At 59.8% G+C, this 17,972-nt stretch carries 18 protein-coding genes and 3 tRNA genes; 10 read left to right on the plus strand and 11 right to left on the minus strand.

Going from position 1 to position 17,972, the window contains the following annotated elements; all coding sequences use genetic code 11:
* Nucleotides 1-17: 17 nt before the first annotated feature.
* On the minus strand, nt 18-1,034 hold the full coding sequence (locus tag PIN01S_RS23820) for an outer membrane protein assembly factor BamD (protein WP_084339406.1): 1,017 nt from the start codon (nt 1,032-1,034) through the stop codon (nt 18-20).
* A gap of 147 nt (nt 1,035-1,181) precedes the next feature.
* On the opposite strand from PIN01S_RS23820, the gene rluD reads away from it, so the two are divergent.
* From rluD to clpB, 3 genes are all read left to right on the plus strand, one after another.
* Nucleotides 1,182-2,153 (plus strand): 23S rRNA pseudouridine(1911/1915/1917) synthase RluD, encoded by a 972-nt coding sequence (gene rluD / locus PIN01S_RS23825; RefSeq protein WP_084339407.1) that lies wholly within the window; start codon nt 1,182-1,184, stop codon nt 2,151-2,153.
* Nucleotides 2,153-2,878, plus strand: a complete 726-nt coding sequence (gene pgeF, locus PIN01S_RS23830; RefSeq protein ID WP_084339408.1) for a peptidoglycan editing factor PgeF — start codon at nt 2,153-2,155, stop codon at nt 2,876-2,878. Before rluD ends, pgeF begins: the two co-directional genes overlap by 1 nt.
* Nucleotides 2,879-3,048: 170 nt before the next feature.
* Nucleotides 3,049-5,613, plus strand: coding sequence for an ATP-dependent chaperone ClpB (gene clpB, locus PIN01S_RS23835; protein WP_084339409.1), 2,565 nt, complete (start codon nt 3,049-3,051; stop codon nt 5,611-5,613).
* A 56-nt stretch (nt 5,614-5,669) separates the two neighbouring features.
* Here clpB and PIN01S_RS23840 read toward each other — a convergent pair whose 3' ends face one another.
* Together PIN01S_RS23840 and PIN01S_RS23845 are read right to left on the minus strand one after the other, a co-directional pair.
* Entirely contained in the window at nt 5,670-6,008 is a 339-nt protein-coding gene (locus tag PIN01S_RS23840) for a PilZ domain-containing protein (protein ID WP_084339410.1), read from the minus strand.
* A gap of 13 nt (nt 6,009-6,021) precedes the next feature.
* Nucleotides 6,022-8,526: a DUF1631 domain-containing protein gene (locus PIN01S_RS23845; RefSeq protein ID WP_139198625.1), complete on the minus strand. Its 2,505-nt coding sequence runs from the start codon at nt 8,524-8,526 to the stop codon at nt 6,022-6,024.
* Here PIN01S_RS23845 and PIN01S_RS23850 point away from each other — a divergent pair.
* From PIN01S_RS23850 to PIN01S_RS23865, 4 genes are all read left to right on the plus strand, one after another.
* Nucleotides 8,500-8,575, plus strand: a tRNA-Asn gene (locus PIN01S_RS23850). The two genes, PIN01S_RS23845 and PIN01S_RS23850, sit on opposite strands and share 27 nt — an antisense overlap.
* Nucleotides 8,576-8,584: 9 nt before the next feature.
* Nucleotides 8,585-8,661, plus strand: a tRNA-Pro gene (locus tag PIN01S_RS23855).
* Nucleotides 8,662-8,666: 5 nt separating this feature from the next.
* A tRNA-Lys gene (locus tag PIN01S_RS23860) sits at nt 8,667-8,742 on the plus strand.
* 172 nt (nt 8,743-8,914) lie between these two features.
* Nucleotides 8,915-9,277, plus strand: coding sequence for a hypothetical protein (locus tag PIN01S_RS23865; protein ID WP_139198626.1), 363 nt, complete (start codon nt 8,915-8,917; stop codon nt 9,275-9,277).
* A 52-nt stretch (nt 9,278-9,329) separates the two neighbouring features.
* Here the strand turns inward: PIN01S_RS23865 and PIN01S_RS23870 are convergent, their stop codons facing one another.
* The 3 genes from PIN01S_RS23870 to PIN01S_RS23880 form a co-directional block, all read right to left on the minus strand.
* Complete coding sequence (locus PIN01S_RS23870) at nt 9,330-10,631, minus strand: NAD(P)/FAD-dependent oxidoreductase (RefSeq protein WP_084339413.1); 1,302 nt, start codon at nt 10,629-10,631, stop codon at nt 9,330-9,332.
* Nucleotides 10,632-10,691: 60 nt separating this feature from the next.
* On the minus strand, nt 10,692-10,865 hold the full coding sequence (locus PIN01S_RS23875) for a DUF3094 family protein (RefSeq protein WP_084339414.1): 174 nt from the start codon (nt 10,863-10,865) through the stop codon (nt 10,692-10,694).
* Between the two features lie 104 nt (nt 10,866-10,969).
* Nucleotides 10,970-11,599 carry a DUF1780 domain-containing protein gene (locus PIN01S_RS23880; protein WP_084339415.1) on the minus strand — a complete coding sequence of 210 codons (630 nt, stop codon included), beginning with the start codon at nt 11,597-11,599 and terminating at the stop codon, nt 10,970-10,972.
* Nucleotides 11,600-11,708: 109 nt separating this feature from the next.
* Here PIN01S_RS23880 and PIN01S_RS23885 point away from each other — a divergent pair, with 109 nt between their 5' ends.
* From PIN01S_RS23885 to PIN01S_RS23895, 3 genes are all read left to right on the plus strand, one after another.
* The gene (locus PIN01S_RS23885; protein WP_084339416.1) at nt 11,709-12,134 is read left to right on the plus strand and encodes a GNAT family N-acetyltransferase; all 426 of its coding nucleotides are present in this window, start codon (nt 11,709-11,711) and stop codon (nt 12,132-12,134) included.
* Nucleotides 12,131-12,820 (plus strand): energy-coupling factor ABC transporter permease, encoded by a 690-nt coding sequence (locus PIN01S_RS23890; RefSeq protein ID WP_084339417.1) that lies wholly within the window; start codon nt 12,131-12,133, stop codon nt 12,818-12,820. Before PIN01S_RS23885 ends, PIN01S_RS23890 begins: the two co-directional genes overlap by 4 nt.
* Before the next feature lie 107 nt (nt 12,821-12,927).
* On the plus strand, nt 12,928-13,143 hold the full coding sequence (locus tag PIN01S_RS23895; RefSeq protein WP_084339418.1) for a hypothetical protein: 216 nt from the start codon (nt 12,928-12,930) through the stop codon (nt 13,141-13,143).
* Nucleotides 13,144-13,309: 166 nt separating this feature from the next.
* On the opposite strand, the gene yacG is transcribed toward PIN01S_RS23895, so the two are convergent.
* The 5 genes from yacG to pilB are packed head-to-tail and all read right to left on the minus strand — an operon-like array spanning nt 13,310 to nt 17,916.
* A complete protein-coding gene (gene yacG / locus PIN01S_RS23900) occupies nt 13,310-13,510 on the minus strand; it encodes a DNA gyrase inhibitor YacG (protein ID WP_084339419.1) in 201 nt (66 codons plus the stop codon).
* Nucleotides 13,507-14,118, minus strand: a complete 612-nt coding sequence (gene coaE / locus PIN01S_RS23905) for a dephospho-CoA kinase (RefSeq protein ID WP_084339420.1) — start codon at nt 14,116-14,118, stop codon at nt 13,507-13,509. The genes yacG and coaE overlap by 4 nt, the downstream gene beginning before the upstream one ends.
* Complete coding sequence (locus PIN01S_RS23910; RefSeq protein ID WP_084339421.1) at nt 14,115-14,987, minus strand: prepilin peptidase; 873 nt, start codon at nt 14,985-14,987, stop codon at nt 14,115-14,117. The genes coaE and PIN01S_RS23910 overlap by 4 nt, the downstream gene beginning before the upstream one ends.
* 2 nt (nt 14,988-14,989) lie before the next feature.
* Nucleotides 14,990-16,207, minus strand: a complete 1,218-nt coding sequence (locus tag PIN01S_RS23915; protein ID WP_084339422.1) for a type II secretion system F family protein — start codon at nt 16,205-16,207, stop codon at nt 14,990-14,992.
* Nucleotides 16,208-16,212: 5 nt separating this feature from the next.
* Nucleotides 16,213-17,916, minus strand: coding sequence for a type IV-A pilus assembly ATPase PilB (gene pilB, locus PIN01S_RS23920; protein ID WP_084339423.1), 1,704 nt, complete (start codon nt 17,914-17,916; stop codon nt 16,213-16,215).
* Between the last annotated feature and the right edge of the window lie 56 nt (nt 17,917-17,972).

Raw genomic sequence — 17,972 nt, forward strand, 5'->3', positions numbered from 1 at the left:
GTTCCGATCCGGTTCGGTCAATCGAACAGGCCGAAGGTCATGTAGCTCCACCAGGAGCGGTCGTCGTCGTTGCCTTCGGCTTCGCGTGCATCCTCGCGCGCTTCGTCCTGATTCTCCGGCTTCAGTTCGTCCGGAATCTGTTCTTCGGCATCTTCGTACTGACGGATAACGTCCTGGCTGGCGCGCGTCTGGCCGGGCGGCAGCGGGGTGTCGCTCTCGATCAGGCCTAGCGTGGCCTTGGCCAGCCAGGAGCGATTGTCGGCTTCTTCCTCGCGGGGAACGAACTGGCCGTCCTCGAGGTTGGGGTGGTCCGGGTAGTTCAGCTTCAGGGTTTCCAGGCTGGTCGCGGCCAGGTCGTTCAGACCCAGGCGTTGATAGGCTTCCACCATGACCGCCAGGCCGTCACCGACCGATGGGGTCTCCTGGAAGTTTTCCACGACATAACGCCCACGATTGGCAGCAGCCACATAGGCCTGGCGCTTCAGGTAATAGTGGGCAACGTGAATTTCGTAGGCGGCCAGCAGGTTGCGCAGGTAGATCATCCGCGCTTTCGCATCGGGGGCGTAACGGCTGTTCGGATAGCGGCTGGTGAGTTGGGCGAATTCGTTGAACGAGTCGCGGGCCGCACCCGGGTCGCGCTTGGTCATGTCCAGCGGCAGGAAGCGGGCCAGCAGGCCTCGGTCCTGGTCGAAAGACGCGAGGCCTTTCAGGTAGTAGGCGTAGTCGACGCTGGGATGCTGCGGGTGCAGGCGGATGAAGCGCTCGGCCGCAGCCTTGGCGGCCTCCGGCTCGACGTTCTTGTAATAGGCGTAGATCAGTTCGAGCTGGGCCTGCTCGGCATAACGGCCGAACGGATAGCGAGATTCGAGCGCCTTGAGCTTGCTGATCGCGCTGGTGTAGCTCTTGCTGTCCAGGTCGGCCTGCGCCTGCTGGTACAGCTCCGTCTCGCTCAGGTTCTCGTCGACCACTTCGTTGGATGAACAGGCGGCGGTAAGGGCGAGGATGGCGATCAGCAGCAGGTGTTTCACTTGCATGGCGGCTTGCGTCCCTGTGACGGCTGGCTGTCGTGTGCAGAGCCGTCCTGTTATGATGGGCGCCCCGGAACTACCGGGACAAAAGAAGCCGTATTTAACCACAAGCGAGTAGCCGAACCAAAGGCCGCTCCCCCGCCGTTTCCGAGCATGTCCTCAAATACCGATCAGGCCATCCAACTCCGTGCCGAGGTGCCGTCCGAACTGGGCGGGCAACGTCTCGATCAGATCGCGGCTCAACTTTTCGCCGAACATTCCCGGTCGCGGCTGGCTGCCTGGATCAAGGACGGCCGGCTAACGGTGGATGGCGAGGTGCTGCGTCCCCGCGATATCGTCCATGGCGGTTCGCTGCTCGAACTGAATGCCGAGCAGGAAGCCCAGGGCGAATGGGTGGCGCAGGATATCGAGCTGAACATCGTCTACGAGGACGACCAGTTGCTGGTGCTCGACAAGCCGGCCGGGCTGGTCGTTCACCCGGCGGCGGGGCATGCCGATGGCACGCTGCTCAATGCCCTGCTGCATCATGTCCCGGACCTGATCAACGTGCCGCGTGCCGGCATCGTCCATCGCCTCGATAAGGACACCACCGGTCTCATGGTGGTGGCCAAGACACTGCAGGCGCAGACCCGCCTGGTCGAGCAGTTGCAAAAGCGCAGCGTCAGCCGGATCTACGAGGCCATCGTCATCGGCGTGATCACGGCCGGTGGCAAGATCGACGCTCCTATCGGCCGGCATGGCCAACAACGCCAGCGCATGGCCGTTGTCGAAGGCGGCAAGCCGGCTGTGAGTCATTACCGTGTGCTGGAGCGCTTCCGCTCGCACACTCACACCCGGATCAAGCTGGAGACCGGCCGGACTCACCAGATCCGCGTGCACATGAGTCACATCGGCTTTCCATTGGTGGGCGACCCCGTCTACGGTGGCCGTTTCCGCATCCCGCCGGCGGCCAGCCAGACGCTGGTTCAGGCGCTGAAGGACTTCCCCCGTCAGGCCCTGCATGCGCGCTTTCTCGAGCTGGACCATCCGGTGACTGGCCAACGCATGCGTTGGGAGTCGCCGTTGCCGGATGACTTCGTCTGGCTGCTGACGCTGCTGCGGCAGGATCAGGACTCTTTCGTCTGATGGGCGCCGACTGGCTGATCCCGGATTGGCCGGCCCCGGCTGGCGTCAGGGCTTGCGTCACCACGCGGGAAGGTGGAGTCAGCCAGCCGCCGTTCGACACTTTCAACCTTGGCGATCAAGTGGACGACGTGCCGGCGGCGGTTGCCGACAATCGGGCCCGGCTGATACGCAACCTGGAATGCCAGCCCGCCTGGTTGCGTCAGGTTCATGGCATCCAAGTCACCAAGGCCGATCCCCATCGCGTGGACGAGGCCGATGCCAGTTGGACCGATACGCCAGGCATTGCCTGCGCGATCCTCACCGCCGATTGCCTGCCGGCGCTGTTCTGCCATCGCTCTGGCGATCGTGTGGCGGCTGCCCATGCCGGGTGGCGCGGATTGGCTGGCGGTGTGCTGGAAGCCACGCTGGATGCGCTGGCCGTACCGGCCGACGAGGTATTGGTCTGGCTCGGTCCGGCCATCGGCCCCGCAGCGTTCGAAGTTGGGCCGGAAGTCCGCGAGGCGTTCGTCCGTAGCCATGCGCAAGCCGACTCGGCGTTCCGTCCCAGTGAGAATCAGGGCCGCTACATGGCGGATATCTACCAACTCGCCCGGATTCGTCTGGCTGCCCGTGGGGTGACAGCCGTATACGGCGGCGACTGGTGCACGTTTAGCGACCCGCGTTTCTTCTCGTATCGGCGCAGCGCCCGCACCGGGCGGTTTGCGTCCCTCATCTGGCTGGAATAGCCCTTCGGGCCGGCCAGACCTCCTTCCTGCAACGCCCAAGGCTGATCCGGGTCAAAGACCTGAGCCTTGAATCGACCAGAATCGTCCTTATCTAGCGTTCATCTCGGCAGGTTTTTCGTCACCAGGTGTGCTCATCGCGCCGGCCTGCTCCCAACCGGAAGGATGACTTCATGCGAATCGACCGATTGACCAGCAAGCTGCAGCTTGCACTCTCCGACGCCCAGTCCCTGGCCGTCGGTCTCGACCATCCGGCGATCGAGCCGTTGCACCTCATGCAGGCCCTGCTCGATCAGCAGGGTGGTTCGATCAAGCCTCTGCTGATGCAGGTGGGTTTCGACATCAATGGCCTTCGTCAGGCTCTGACCCAGGAACTCGACCGGCTCCCGAAAATCCAGAACCCCACCGGCGACATCAACCTGTCCCAGGACTTGGCGCGCCTGCTCAACCAGGCCGACCGGCTGGCCCAGCAGAAGGGTGATCAGTTCATTTCCAGTGAATTGGTGCTGCTTGCGGCGATGGACGAGAACACCCGCCTGGGCAAGCTGTTGCTGGGGCAGGGGGTATCGAAGAAAGCGCTGGAAAACGCCATCGCCAACCTGCGGGGTGGCCAGGCGGTGAACGACCCCAACGCCGAGGAGTCCCGCCAGGCGCTGGATAAATACACCGTCGACCTGACCAAGCGCGCCGAGGAAGGCAAGCTCGATCCGGTGATCGGTCGTGACGACGAAATCCGCCGGACCGTCCAGGTCCTGCAACGCCGCACCAAGAACAATCCGGTGCTGATCGGCGAGCCCGGCGTCGGTAAGACGGCCATCGTCGAAGGGTTGGCCCAGCGCATCGTCAACGGCGAAGTGCCGGATGGCCTGAAAGACAAGCGTCTGCTGTCCCTGGACATGGGGGCCCTGATCGCCGGTGCCAAATTCCGCGGCGAATTCGAGGAGCGTCTGAAGGCCGTGCTCAATGAGCTGGCCAAGCAGGAAGGGCGCGTCATCCTGTTCATCGACGAACTGCATACCATGGTGGGCGCGGGCAAGGCCGAGGGCGCCATGGACGCTGGCAACATGCTCAAGCCGGCGCTGGCGCGGGGCGAGTTGCATTGCGTAGGCGCCACCACCCTGGATGAGTATCGCCAGTACATCGAGAAGGACGCGGCGCTCGAGCGGCGCTTCCAGAAGGTGCTGGTGGACGAGCCGAGCGAGGAGGACACCATTGCTATCCTGCGCGGCCTCAAGGAGCGCTACGAAGTGCACCACGGGGTGACCATCACGGACGGTGCGATCATTGCCGCGGCCAAGCTCAGCCATCGCTACATCACCGATCGCCAGTTGCCGGACAAGGCTATCGACCTGATCGACGAGGCAGCCAGCCGTATCCGCATGGAGATCGACTCCAAGCCGGAAGAACTCGATCGCCTGGAACGTCGGCTGATCCAGCTGAAGATCGAACGCGAGGCGCTGAAGAAGGAGGAGGACGAAGCGACCCGCAAGCGCCTGGCCAAGCTGGAGGAAGACATCGCCAAGCTGGAGAAGGAATACGCCGACCTCGAGGAAATCTGGAAGTCAGAGAAAGCCGAGGTACAGGGCTCGGCGCAGATCCAGCAGAAGATCGAGCAGGCCAAGACCGAGCTGGAGGCCGCACGGCGCAAGGGCGATCTGAACCGCATGGCCGAGTTGCAATACGGTGTGATTCCCGATCTGGAGCGCAGTCTGCAGATGGTCGACCAGCACGGCAAGGCGGAGAACCAGTTGCTGCGCAACAAGGTAACCGACGAAGAAATCGCCGAGGTGGTTTCCAAGTGGACCGGTATTCCGGTTGCCAAGATGCTCGAAGGCGAGCGCGAAAAGCTGCTGAAAATGGAAGACATGCTGCACCAGCGCGTGATCGGGCAGCACGAAGCGGTGGTTGCCGTGGCCAACGCCGTGCGGCGCTCCCGTGCCGGTCTGGCAGACCCGAACCGGCCGAGCGGGTCCTTCCTCTTCCTCGGCCCGACCGGGGTGGGTAAGACCGAGTTGTGCAAGGCGCTGGCCGAGTTTCTCTTCGATACGGAAGAGGCGCTGGTGCGCATCGATATGTCCGAGTTCATGGAGAAGCACTCCGTGGCGCGGTTGATCGGTGCACCTCCGGGATATATCGGCTACGAAGAGGGCGGTTACCTGACCGAAGCGGTGCGCCGCAAGCCCTATTCGGTGGTGTTGCTGGATGAAGTGGAAAAGGCGCACCCGGATGTGTTCAACATTCTCTTGCAGGTGCTCGAGGACGGCCGTCTGACCGATAGCCACGGCCGCACGGTGGACTTCCGCAATACCGTGGTGGTGATGACCTCCAACCTCGGCTCGGCGCAGATTCAGGAGCTGGTCGGCGATCCCGAGGCGCAGCGGGCGGCGGTCATGGATGCGGTCAGCAGTCACTTCCGTCCGGAGTTCGTCAACCGTATCGACGAGGTGGTGGTGTTCGAACCGCTGGCGCGCGAGCAGATCGCCGGTATCGCCGGCATCCAGTTGCAACGCCTGCGTAAGCGGTTGGCCGAGCGGGAGCTGAGTCTGGACCTGTCCGACGAGGCATTGGACAAGCTGATCGCGGTCGGTTACGACCCGGTATACGGGGCACGGCCGTTGAAGCGTGCGATTCAGCGCTGGATCGAAAACCCGTTGGCGCAGTTGATCCTAGCGGGCAAATTCGAGCCGGGTGCGAGCATCGCTGCAAAGGTGGAGGGCGACGAGATCGTCTTTGCCTGACGGCTTTAGGCGAAACGTGAAGGCGATGGGGAGACCCATCGCCTTTTTGTTTGTGGCTAACCGTGGCCTTTCAGCAGGCGTTTGAGCGCTTGGGCCTGCTCTTCGGCCAAATCGATGATGTGGAAGCCGGCCCAGCAGTGCTGGCCATCGGCGCCGGGGCGCTGCCAGAGGCAATCGGCACCGAGGCGGATTTCTTCGATGCCTTCGATCGTCTGGGCTGGAACCAGGCGGAACTCCCAGAGCGAGTCGGCATTCAGGAGCTCTTCGCTGAACAGCATGAAGCCTTCGGTGGAGAGATCGACGACGCGGCCCAGATTGCGCCCGGAATGCAACTCGAAGGCATCCAGGGGCGGTTCGGCTGTTTGGCGCTCTTGCTGGCGACGCTCTTTTTCCATTGGCGGCGGGCTCCTAGCGGGAATCACTTCTGCGGCCAGTCAGGCGCTGCAGCAGGCGGTAAATGACATTCAGGGCTCGGTCCATCAGGGGTTTGGGCGGCTCGGTCGGCAGAATGCGCACCAGGCCCGACTCCATGTCGCCGGCCAGTTGCGCGAGGGACTTCACTGCGGCACGTTGGCCGCTGTGATCGACGAACATGTAGTTTTGTGTGGTCGAGCTGAACCACGACAACTTCAGGATGCGTTTCTGCTCTCCGCCAAATTCGAACCAGGTGCCGAATTCGACGCGCTGGAGTTCGTCGGCCAACTGCCGGCTGCTCCCGGTCAACGCGATCCCTTCGGTTCCGGCATCGACCGCGGCGGCGACACCTGTGCCCACATCCGGCGCGGCTTTCGACGACGCTTGAATGGGGGCGGCCGGAGTGACTGGGCTGTGCTGCTCAGTCTTGCTGGGTTGCTGGTCGATGCTCAAGCCTTTGAGCAGGCGGCTGATGTCGGCTTCGTGATGGCCAAGCAGCTGCAACCCTTTGCGTAATTCTTCCCGTATTCCTTGCACGGTTTCCTGGTTTTCGTGGCTGCCATTACGGATCAGGTGTTCGGCTACTTCGCTTGCGCGTCGCCATTCGCTGCTCTGTTCGCCGTGGCGTAGCTGGATGAAAACCAGTACATCGGTCCAGCTCTGTTCGAGAAAACTGCGGATCGCGGCAGGCGGCATCTGATCGGCGAGGCTGCGGGCGATGACGTCGGTCGCCTGTCGGCGAGCATCGAGCAGCTTGTCCCGGCCTTTCGCCGCCTCGATGGCGCGCCGCTCACGAAGCTCCACCCTGTGCCTGAGGGTGGCGACGAATAGCGTGAACTCGTCGAGCAGGCTTTCGAACAGCCCCAGGTCGCCCTCGAAGTGCTGGATCACGCGCTCCACCACCCAGTGCACCTTGTTCAGCAATTCGCCGTCTTCGCCATCGCCACCATAGATGACCGCTGCCTGGGCCAGACTGTTGAGCAGGCGGCGTGCGGGGTGGCTGTGTTCGGTGAACAGGCTCCGATCTTGAAGAGCCAGTTTCAGGTAGGGGGTATGCAGGTGCGACAGGGCAATCTTGTAGCTATCGCCCAATTCGTCGTCGTCGAGGATGAAATCGAACAGCATGCCCACCAGGTCGATCACGTCGGCCTGTTCCGAGGCCATTCTCCCTTGGCCGCTCGCATCGCTCCGGCTTTCCAATTGTTGGTGAAGCTCTGCTTTCAAACGATCGACTTTCTGCGGTTCCCGCAGCCGTTGGGCAAGCTCCTCGGCCGACTGGCCCTGCAAGCGATTCAGTGCTTCCAGCAGTTCACTGGCGCTGTAGGTCCGCTTGGCTGAAGGCGGCGCGAAGCTATCGATACTCGGCGTGCCACCCAGAAGCGGCGCTTCGGTCTTGTGCAGCCTGTAATCGTCCAGCAGGGCGGTGAGACCGCCGAATAGCGCACCCGGATTACTGGGGGGCGGGGCGCTCAAATCCTGAGGCGGCGCACTTGCGTTGGATATCGTCGCGGGGGAGGGGGCGTCCGGCGTTTTCGTCGGCTTATCCACCGGAGCGGGCGAGCGCTGTGCAGTGTATTTCAGGTTCGGCAGTATGCCGGCCTCGATCAGCCGTGCGTTCAGGGCTTCGTAGAGTCCGTCGAGGTTCTGCATCAACAGACGATCGAAGAGCACATAAAGGATGGTCTTGATCTTCACGTGCATGGCGCAGGGAGCCATCGCTTCGCGCAGCGACGATGCGATCGCCAGGGGGCCGAAGGGATTGCTGTCTTCGCCGAGCTTGCGTCCCTCGTTCAGGACCGCCAGGCGCTGGTCGAGGGCGAAAAGCGACTGTGCACACCGCGCCTTGACCCGGCTGACCATGTTACTGACCTGCAGGCTTTCTTCGTACTCGTCGTTCTGCACCAGAGCAAGCTGTTCGGCGTCCAGATCGACCGGTATTTCCGAGGCGGTGCGTCCTTCGATGAACTCGTCGAAGCGCCGGGCGATGCTCTGGTGGTAGAGGCGCTCGATATGTGGCCATTGTTGGCGAATGTCGCGCATGCTGTCGAAGAACAGGGTCTGGACCTGGTTGTTTTCGGCTTTCTCGGCGCAATCGAACAGCGTGTCTTCGGCGTGACTGAACACCAGATCGAGGTGTTCGGCCAAGTGATTCATCGCCAACTTGCGGCAACCCTGTACCAGCTCGCTGAAGCGTGGCTGGATGACACGGTTGGCCAGGATGCTGACGGTTCTGGGTGTTTCGGGTGGGGTGCCTTGGGAGCTCATGGATGGTCCTGGCTGAGCCTCGCGCTCGGCATGTCCTGGCCGAGCGCAAACTTCGCACAGATATAACAGTCGTGCTGAGAACTGCAAAGCATTGTATGAAGAAGAAAATTCAGGGTTGACAGGCGCGCGCGGAACCGTAAAATGGCGCGCCTCTGATACGGGAATCCGGTAACGCCGGACCAGTAAGGAGATTGGAAGGCTCGTCGTTCCGCGATAGCTCAGTCGGTAGAGCAAGTGACTGTTAATCACTGGGTCCCTGGTTCGAGTCCAGGTCGCGGAGCCAACTTCCAAGCGGGGTATAGCGCAGTCCGGTAGCGCGCCTGCTTTGGGAGCAGGATGTCGGGAGTTCGAATCTCTCTACCCCGACCATCTCAGGGTCGTTAGCTCAGTCGGTAGAGCAGTTGGCTTTTAACCAATTGGTCGTAGGTTCGAATCCTACACGACCCACCATTTCAAAGAAGCCCACCTCATCAGGTGGGCTTTTTCATTTCTGGCATTCGCTGAGAGGGTGCCACGACTTCGATTTCTATCCACCGTGTGTGGCGCGTTTATTTGGGGCTATCTCACATCCAGCCGGCGGATCGGGTTGCTAGACTGCCACGCCCAGTTAAGCCTCCAGGTCATGATGATGCGTTGGATAGCGATCGCTTTCAGCTTATTGACTATTGCCGCCTGCAACGACAGCGCTCCCTCCGCCACTCCGGTTTCCAATGCGGCGGAGAAAACGGCGGTGGTGTCTGGCAAGTGTGATGCCTTGCGGGACTATGAGGCACCTTCGCAGCGCTTCGATGAACGTGCCCAAGATTTGGCCCATGCGACAGGTTGCTTCATCGAGACCGATCTCTCCGAGACGGAGAGCGTTCAGGTGCCTGCCGTGAAAGGGGTTCTGACCATTCGAGAGGCGATAGCCAAGTCGCTCGAAGGAACGTCCTTGAAGATCACGCGCAACGAGCCCGATCTGATCGCCGTGGACGTGAATAAATGATGCTCTGAATATGTCGGTGAGCCGGAGCGCGGATCGCCGACATCAGCCCTTTTCAGTGCAGCTTCAAGCGCGGTTCCGTGCTGCGGCCGATCCGGTCGCTGAGCATCAGGAGCAGCGTGCGCGTAGTGCCGTACAGCGCCATTTGGTGCAGACGGTAGAGGGAGATGTAGAACATCCGGGCCAGCCATCCCTCCAGCTTCACGCTGCCCATTAGGTTACCCATCAAATTACCCACCGCCGAGAAGCTCGACAGCGAAATCAGCGAGCCATAGTCACGGTAGCGGTATTCCGGTAGCGCCTGGCCGGCGATCCGCAGCTTGATCGACTTGGCCAACAGAGAGGCTTGCTGGTGGGCTGCCTGGGCCCGGGGAGGAACGTTGCGGCCCTCGCTGCCGGGTTGTGGGCAGGCAGCGCAATCGCCGAAGGCGAAAATGTCGTCATCGAGGGTCGTCTGCAGGGTCGGCCGGACCAGCAATTGGTTGATGCGGTTGCTTTCCAGGCCACCCAGCTCGCGGAGAAAGGCTGGCGCGCGGATACCGGCTGCCCAGACCATCAGGTTCGCGGCCAGCGTCTGGCCCTGGTTGGTCTTCAGGCCATCGCGAGTGACTTCACTGACGGCCGCGCCGGTGATTACCCGCACGCCGAGCTTTTCCAGCGTTTCATGCACTGGTTTGCCGATTCGCTCCGGCAGGGCCGGAAGCACACGTGGGCCGGCCTCGATCAGGGTGATCCGCAGGTTCTCCGGCGTAATGCCATCGAGGCCGTAAGCGGCCAGTTGATGGGCTGCGTGGTGCAGTTCCGCCGCCAGTTCCACGCCAGTGGCACCGGCGCCGATGATGGCGATGTCGATCTGCGTGGCATCGTTGCCCTCACGGGCATGGGCGCGTAGATAGTGGCTGAGGAACTGGCTGTGGAAGCGTTCGGCCTGCTCGCGGGTATCGAGGAAGATGCAATGCTCGGCCGCACCTGACGTGCCGAAGTCATTGGTGGTACTGCCCACTGCGATGACCAGCGTGTCATAGCCGATCTCGCGTTCCGGAACCAATTCGAAACCGTGCTCGTCGTGGGTGGCGGCCAACTGGATGCATTTGCGGGTGCGATCCAGGCCGCACATGCGGCCCAGTTGGAACTCGAAGTGGTTCCATTTGGCCTGGGCGACATAGTTCAGCTCGTCCCAGGATGAGTTCAGCGACCCTGCCGCCACTTCATGCAGCAGCGGTTTCCAGATATGGGTCAGGTTGCAGTCGACCAGGGTGATGTTCGCTTGGCCGCGTTTGCCGAGGCTTCTACCCAGACGGGTGGCGAGCTCCAGCCCGCCGGCGCCGCCGCCGACGATCACGATACGATGGGACATGGGACAGTCTCACAAGGCTTGGAAAATCCGGGGCGGCCGAAAGGGCGAGCGCGAAGCAGCTCATAGCACCAGTTGGCTCAGAAGGCGGCTAAGGAGACCGAGGCCGATGACGACGGCGAGCACAAGGAGCAGAAGCAGCCAGGGGCGGAATGGCTTGCGCTCGACTTGATGCTGGGGAGCACTCAGGTACTGGTCGACGCGTTGTTGGTCGTCAGGACTCAGGCGGCTGGGCATGGAAGGCCTCGATGAAGTGTGACGTCATTCTATCCGTGCCTTTCGTTGCGGCTCAACGCCGAGGTCGTCATTCAGTCCGATAATGCCGCCGTGCAATACACGGATCACAGCGCGATACCGATATCGAACAGGATGGTGCGCCCGAGGTTGTTGCGCAGAAAGTCCGGAGCGCCCGGATGGGCGAACAGGACGCGGGCAAAGGTGGGGCCGACCATGGACAGCGATCGCCAGCCTTGGCGGAGGTATTCGGTCGGCGGCGGAAAGTGGCTGTTGAAGTCGGGCACCGCGCGTTTGAGATTGACGAAGGCGAGCAGGTCCAGATCGCCGAGATCCAGATCGCGCTCCACATAGTTATGCGCCTTCTTGCGCAGGGTCGGTGCCAGCCGGGCTTGGAGTTCGGTGGCGGGAATGCGCCGTGGACGGCTCTCGCGGCGCACCAGTTGGCTGAGGGAGAACGCGCTGCGGCGTCGCTCCAGTTCTGCACGCCATTCCTCGTTCAGCCGCCGCCCTTCATCCAGCACGAAGAACACTTCGAAATTGGCGTCACGGAACAGCACATCCGGCGGTTCCTGGCCTGCACTGCCGAATTCCTCGATGCGGTGTGAGACATTCAACGCTTGCAACAGGCGCTGGCAAACCCAGCGCTCACGTTCCCATTTGCGGGCGTTGGAGAGAAACGCGTTGGCTTGTTCGGCCTGATGGGTGAGCAGGCGCAGATAGTCTGAGTCATCCATGGCAAGCAGCTTAGCCCGCTTGGCTGGGGAGAGGTACCCCTTCGCTTGGTGTCAGTCGCTGCTGCCCAGGAGGGTTACACTGACGCTTTCTTCTCGATGGAAGACTGCCATGCAGATTCGTTCGGTCTTGCCTGAGGATCATTCCGCCTTGCTGGCGTTATGGGAGCGCACCCCCGGTATTCGTATACGACCCGAAGATGCTTTCGAGCCTTTTTGCGCTTATCTGGCCCGAAATCCGGGATTGAGCCTGATCGCCGAGCATGAAGGGCAACTGGCCGGGTCCGTAATGGCGGGGCACGATGGCCGGAGGGGCTACCTGCAGCACCTGGTCGTCGATCCGGCATATCGTCGCCGCGGTATCGCTAGGGCTCTCTTGGAGGAGGTGCTGGCTCGTCTCGCTGAGCTTGGTGTGCACAAGTCCCACGTCTTCGTATTGAGCGATGCGCCCGAGGCGTTGGCCTTCTGGGCTGCCCAGGGCGGCTGGGAGCAGAGGCAGGATATCCAGGTGTTTTCCACCCATGGGGTGCGTTCATGATTGGCGCGGAACTGCTCTCCCCCGAAAGCCAGTGGCTGGGCTGGGCGCTGTATTTGCCGATCCTGCTCTGGGCAGCTTGGCGAGCGCCCTGGCTGGAGCTGTTCAGCGACATGCGTCGGCAACACTTGCTGTTCGGTACGGTGCTGGCCCTGTTCTTCCTGTGGTTGGTGCGGCGTGATTTCGATTCCGGGCTTTCCTTGCATTTCATTGGCATGACCGCGGTGACGCTGCTGCTCGACTGGCCGCTGGCGATACTCAGCGGCTTGGCTGCACAGCTCGGCCTGATCGCTATCGGCCGTCAGGACGTCGCAGCGCTGGGGATGAACGGAGTGCTGTTGGTGTTGATCCCGGTAATGGTGACGGAGGTCTGCTCGACCTTGGTCGAGCGCGCACAGCCACGCAATCTGTTCGTCTATATCTTCTGTTCCGGTTTCTTTCCGGCCGCCCTGTCCGCACTGTTCTGCGTACTGGCCGGACTGGGTGTGCTGTGGATCGACGGGCTCTTTCCCATGCCGCCCTGGATCGAGGAGTTCGCTGGCTACCTATGGTTGGTGATGTTCCCCGAGGCTTTCATCAACGGCACCGCCATATCGGCTCTGGTGGTCTTCTACCCGGACTGGCTCGAAACGTTCAACCGTAGTCGCTATCTGCAAGCTCCCTGGAAGGGCGACGAGCCACCCCGTTGATGATGAGAAATTCAGCCGGCGGATCGGCTGGGTTGGGTTGATGTGGATCAAATCGCGGGTCGTGCTTCTGGCGACGATGATCAAGACATCGACAACAGGAGCAGGGTATGGGCGTACACGATTGGGCTCGTCAGGCGTTGACCACCGAACTGCAGGCGGCAGAGGGAAACGGATTCGATGAAGCGATGGCACTGCGTGCTTTGCTGAGTGCCATCGTCGAGCGGAGCAAGTCTGTCCGGTCTATCGATGATCTGGCGCAAGAGCTTCAGTTCCTGGCCGACAATCTCGACGATGGGCGGGACTATGCCTTCATGCGCCCCTGAGGGGTACCTCTAAAAACGTAGGCGAGGCGGTCAGCACAAGGCAAAAACAAACGAAAAAGCGCAGTTTACGGGCTGTAAATGAGCATTTTGACTGGGCTCGCATCCGAGCTTGTTTTTAACGCAGTGATGACAACGCAGGTAGTTTTTAGAGGTGCCCTGAGGTCGCTCAGTGCTCCCGAGGCGATAGGTCGCCGGAGAACAGATCGTCTTCCAACTGGTCGCCGGGTATCGCATGTTCTTCCGCGGCCCAGGCACCCAGGTCGATCAGCTTGCAACGTTCCGAGCAGAACGGTCGGTTCGGGCTTTGTGGACCCCATTCCACGGGCGCGCCGCAGGTAGGGCATTCAACGGTCATGGGTTGGCTCATGGCTGGCCTCCGCGCAAGGTCAGGTAGAAGTGGTGCAGTCGCTCGACTTCGGCCTTCAACCAGCTCAAATCGCGGTCGTTGACGATCACGTCGTCCGCATGGCGCAAACGCTCCTCACGCTTGGCCTGCACTTGAAGGATGGCATGTACCTGTTCTTCGGTCACATGATCGCGCTGGATGGTCCGGGCGAGTTGCAGATGCTCCGGAGCGTCCACTACCAGGACGCGCTGAGCCAGGCGATGCTGCCCTGACTCGACCAGCAGCGGAGACACCAGAATCGCGTAGGGGGACTCGGCACGACCGAGGTGGGCCAGAATTTCCTGGCCTATCAACGGGTGCAGGAGGCCTTCCAGCCAGCGCCGCTCCTCGGGATTCTGGAAAATTCTCCCTCGCAGCGCGGCGCGATCCAGTTGTCCATCAGGCAGGAGTACTTCCTGTCCGAAATGCTCGGCGATACGATCCAGAGCCGGGCGCCCGGGTTCGACGACCCAGCGTGCGGCGTGGTCGGCATCCACGAGATGGACGCCAAGATCGATGAAATGCTGGGCGACGGCGGTCTTGCCACTGCCAATACCGCCCGTCAGGCCCAGAATCCAGGGTTTGCTCATTTGAAACCGGCGAACTGCAAATAGGTACCGGTTATTTGATCACCCCAGAGCAAAGCAATCCAGCCAGCGATGGCCAGATAAGGACCGAAGGGAATCGGCGTGCTGGTTTCCGCGTTGCGCAAGCGCAGCATGATCACACCCAGCACGGCCCCGACCAGAGACGACAGCAGGATGGTCAACGGCAGTATCTGCCAGCCACCCCAGGCGCCGAGCATGGCCAGCAACTTGAAGTCGCCATAGCCCATGCCTTCCTTGCCAGTGATCAGCTTGAACAGCCAGTACACCGACCAGAGGCTCAGATAACCGGCCACCGCCCCCCAGAGCGCATCCTCCAGACTGGCGAAAAGCCCGAAGCTGTTGACGATCAGACCCAACCAGAGCAGCGGGAGCACCAGGGCGTCAGGCAGCAACTGGTGATCGACATCGATCATGCTCATTGCCAACAGGCCCCAGGTCAGTACCAGAGCCGCCCCGGCCGTCCATCCAAAACCGAAATGCCAAGCCACATAAGCCGACAACAAACCGCAGGCCAGCTCGATCAATGGGTAGCGCATACTGATCGGCGCCTTGCACTCCGAACACTTACCGCGCAGCGCCAGATAACTGACGATGGGAATATTTTCCCAGGCCCTGATCTGATGATTGCAATGCGGACAACGAGAATGCGGCAGCACCAGATTGAAAACAGGCCCGCTGTCTTCAGCCGGCAGGCCCAGCAGTTCTCTGGCCTGACTCTGCCAATCCCGGTGCATCATCTTCGGCAGGCGATGAATCACCACGTTGAGAAAGCTGCCAATCAACAGCCCCAGCACCAGCGCACATAAAACAAAGGCCAGCACATGGCTGGCCAAAAATTCGATCAAAGGCATGTTTAAACCACGGAGCCCAGCTGGAAGATCGGAAGGTACATGGCGATGATCAAACCGCCGACCAGCACGCCGAGGACGGCCATGATCATGGGTTCCATAAGGCTGGTTAGGTTGTCAACCATATTATCAACTTCTTCTTCGTAGAAGCTGGCAACCTTGTCCAACATGGTATCCAATGCGCCTGACTCTTCGCCAATAGCCGTCATTTGTACTGCCATGGCTGGGAATATCGAAGTTGTACGCATCGAGAAGTTCAACTGCATACCTGTCGAGACATCTTGTTTTATTTTGTTGACCGCGTTTTTGAATACTACATTACCGGTTGCGCCTGAAACGGAGTCCAGAGCATCAACGAGTGGAACACCGGCAGCAAAGGTGGTCGATAGTGTTCTGGCATAACGGGCAACCGCAGATTTGTATAGAATATCTCCTACAATGGGAAGCTTCAGGACTGTCCGATCAATCCAGTTTCGAAATCCCTCCGAGCGCTTATGGATTTCTTTAAAAGAAAATCCAATGGCAAAGAAACCAATCAGAACAATAAACCACCACTCTTGTAATAGTTCGGAAAGGTTAATTACCATCATGGTAAAGGCGGGTAGCTCTGCGCCGAAGTTTTCAAATACTGATTGGAACTGTGGGACGACTTTAATCAGCAAGATTGCAGAAACGATAATTGCGACAATGATTACGGCAATGGGGTAGGTCATCGCCTTCTTGATCTTGGCCTTAAGTGCTTCGGTTTTTTCTTTGTAGGTGGCTACGCGATCAAGCAATGTTTCTAGAGCGCCGGATTGTTCACCCGAGTCCACTAAGTTGCAATATAGATCATCAAAGTACTCTGGTTTTTTGCGTAGAGAGGCGGCGAAACTATTACCAGCAGCCACCTCTTGCTTGACCTCATCCACAAGCTTACGCATATTGGGATTTTCAAACCCCTCCCCAATGATATCGAACGACTGAAGTAAGGGGACGCCGGCTTTCATCATGGTCGCCATCTGGCGCGTAAACAAGGCGATATCAAGTGGTTTGATTTTCTTGCCAGAGTTAAATATGGATACCGATTTCTTTCGGACCTTGGTTGGGTTAATTCCCTGCTTACGTAGCTGGGCCTTGACTAAGGCAGGATTCTGCCCACTCAGCTCACCTTTGATCTTGGCGCCTTTCTTGTCTGTGCCTTCCCAGGCGAAGACACTGGTTTTCAACGCTTTTTCCGCCATGGGAGTTATTCCTTGGTCACGCGGTTGACTTCTTCGAGGCTGGTGACGCCCTGCATGGCCTTCAGTAGGCCAGAAGCGCGTAGGTCATTGAAGCCATCTCTTCGTGCCTGAGCAGCGATATCGATGGAATTACCTTCCTCCATGATAATCCGTTGCAGTGCTGGCGTAATTTTAACCACTTCATAAATACCGACACGGCCCTTGTAGCCCCCCTTGCAGTTTTCGCAGCCTACCGGGCCGTAGATTTTGAAGGTCCCGATCTTGTCTTCGGGAAAACCTTCCTTCAGCAAGGTTTCGCGTGGAATCTCGACCTCTTTCTTGCAACTGCCGCAAAGCTTGCGAGCGAGGCGCTGGGCAATGATGAGGTTGACTGACGTAGCGATGTTGAATGCCGGAACGCCCATATTGCGCAGACGCGTCAGCGTTTCCGCGGCACTGTTGGTGTGGAGCGTCGACATCACCATGTGACCGGTCTGGGCGGCCTTGATGGCGATTTCGGCGGTTTCCAGGTCGCGGATCTCCCCCACCATGATCACGTCCGGGTCCTGGCGCAGGAAGGCACGAAGAGCCTGGGCGAAATCCATACCTTGGCGTGGGTTGACGTTGACCTGGTTGATGCCCTCCAGGTTGATTTCCACCGGGTCCTCGGCCGTAGAGATATTGATATCCACCGTATTGAGGATATTGAGGCCGGTGTAGAGGGACACGGTCTTACCGGAGCCAGTGGGGCCGGTGACCAGAATCATGCCCTGAGGTTGTTTCAGGGCAGTCATATACAGCTCTTTCTGCTCTTCTTCGTAGCCAAGGGCATCGATCCCCATCTGTGCACTAGAGGGGTCGAGAATACGCATTACAATCTTTTCGCCCCAAAGGGTGGGGAGCGTGTTGACGCGAAAATCGATGGCCTTGGATTTGGAAATTTTCATCTTGATCCGGCCATCTTGAGGCTTGCGTCGCTCAGAGATATCTAGGCTCGCCATGACTTTGAGGCGTGCTGCAATTCTGCTAGCCAGTTGTATGGGGGGTTTTGCTACTTCATGAAGAATGCCGTCGGTCCGGAAGCGAACACGATATGCCTTTTCATAAGGCTCAAAGTGAAGGTCCGATGAGCCTCCTCTGATAGCATCGAGAAGCATTTTGTTGACGAAGCGCACCACGGGGGCGTCATCCGCATCCCCACCAGCCCCGGAGTCCTGCTTGTCTTCATCGACGGACTCAATGTCAACGCCATCCAAGTCGACATCGACGAGATCCTCCATTCCGCTCGAGCTGTTCTCGAAGAACTTTTCGATCGCATCACCGAGCTTGTCGTCTTCGACCAAGATGGACTCGGTGTTAAGGCCGGTACTGAACTGGATGTCGGTAATAGCTTGGTGATTGGCTGGATCGGATACTGCAACGAATAGCTTATTTCCGCGGCGCCAGAGAGGAAGAGCGCGATGTTGGCGGATCAGCTTTTCGCTGACGAGATCCTTGGGTTGGCTTTCCTTGTCGATGGTTCGCAAGTCAAAAAAGGCGACTCCGAACTGCTCCGCTGCAAGTTCTGCGAGATCTCGGCTTTTTACCAGTTTGTTCTGGACTAGGTAGGTAACCAGAGAAAGCTTATTACGCTGCGCCTGGATTTGGGCTTGCTGGGCGCTTTTTTCATCCATTAGCTCGGCCAACACCAATTGCCTGGCCAAGCCGGAAAGGGAGACGCTATCGTTCATGAATAACCTCACTCATCATGACTGCCTTATATCGTAGTTGGACCATGCTGCCAAAC

It is taken from the genome of Pseudomonas indica NBRC 103045, assembly GCF_002091635.1.
Taxonomy (GTDB): Bacteria; Pseudomonadota; Gammaproteobacteria; order Pseudomonadales; family Pseudomonadaceae; genus Pseudomonas_M; species Pseudomonas_M indica.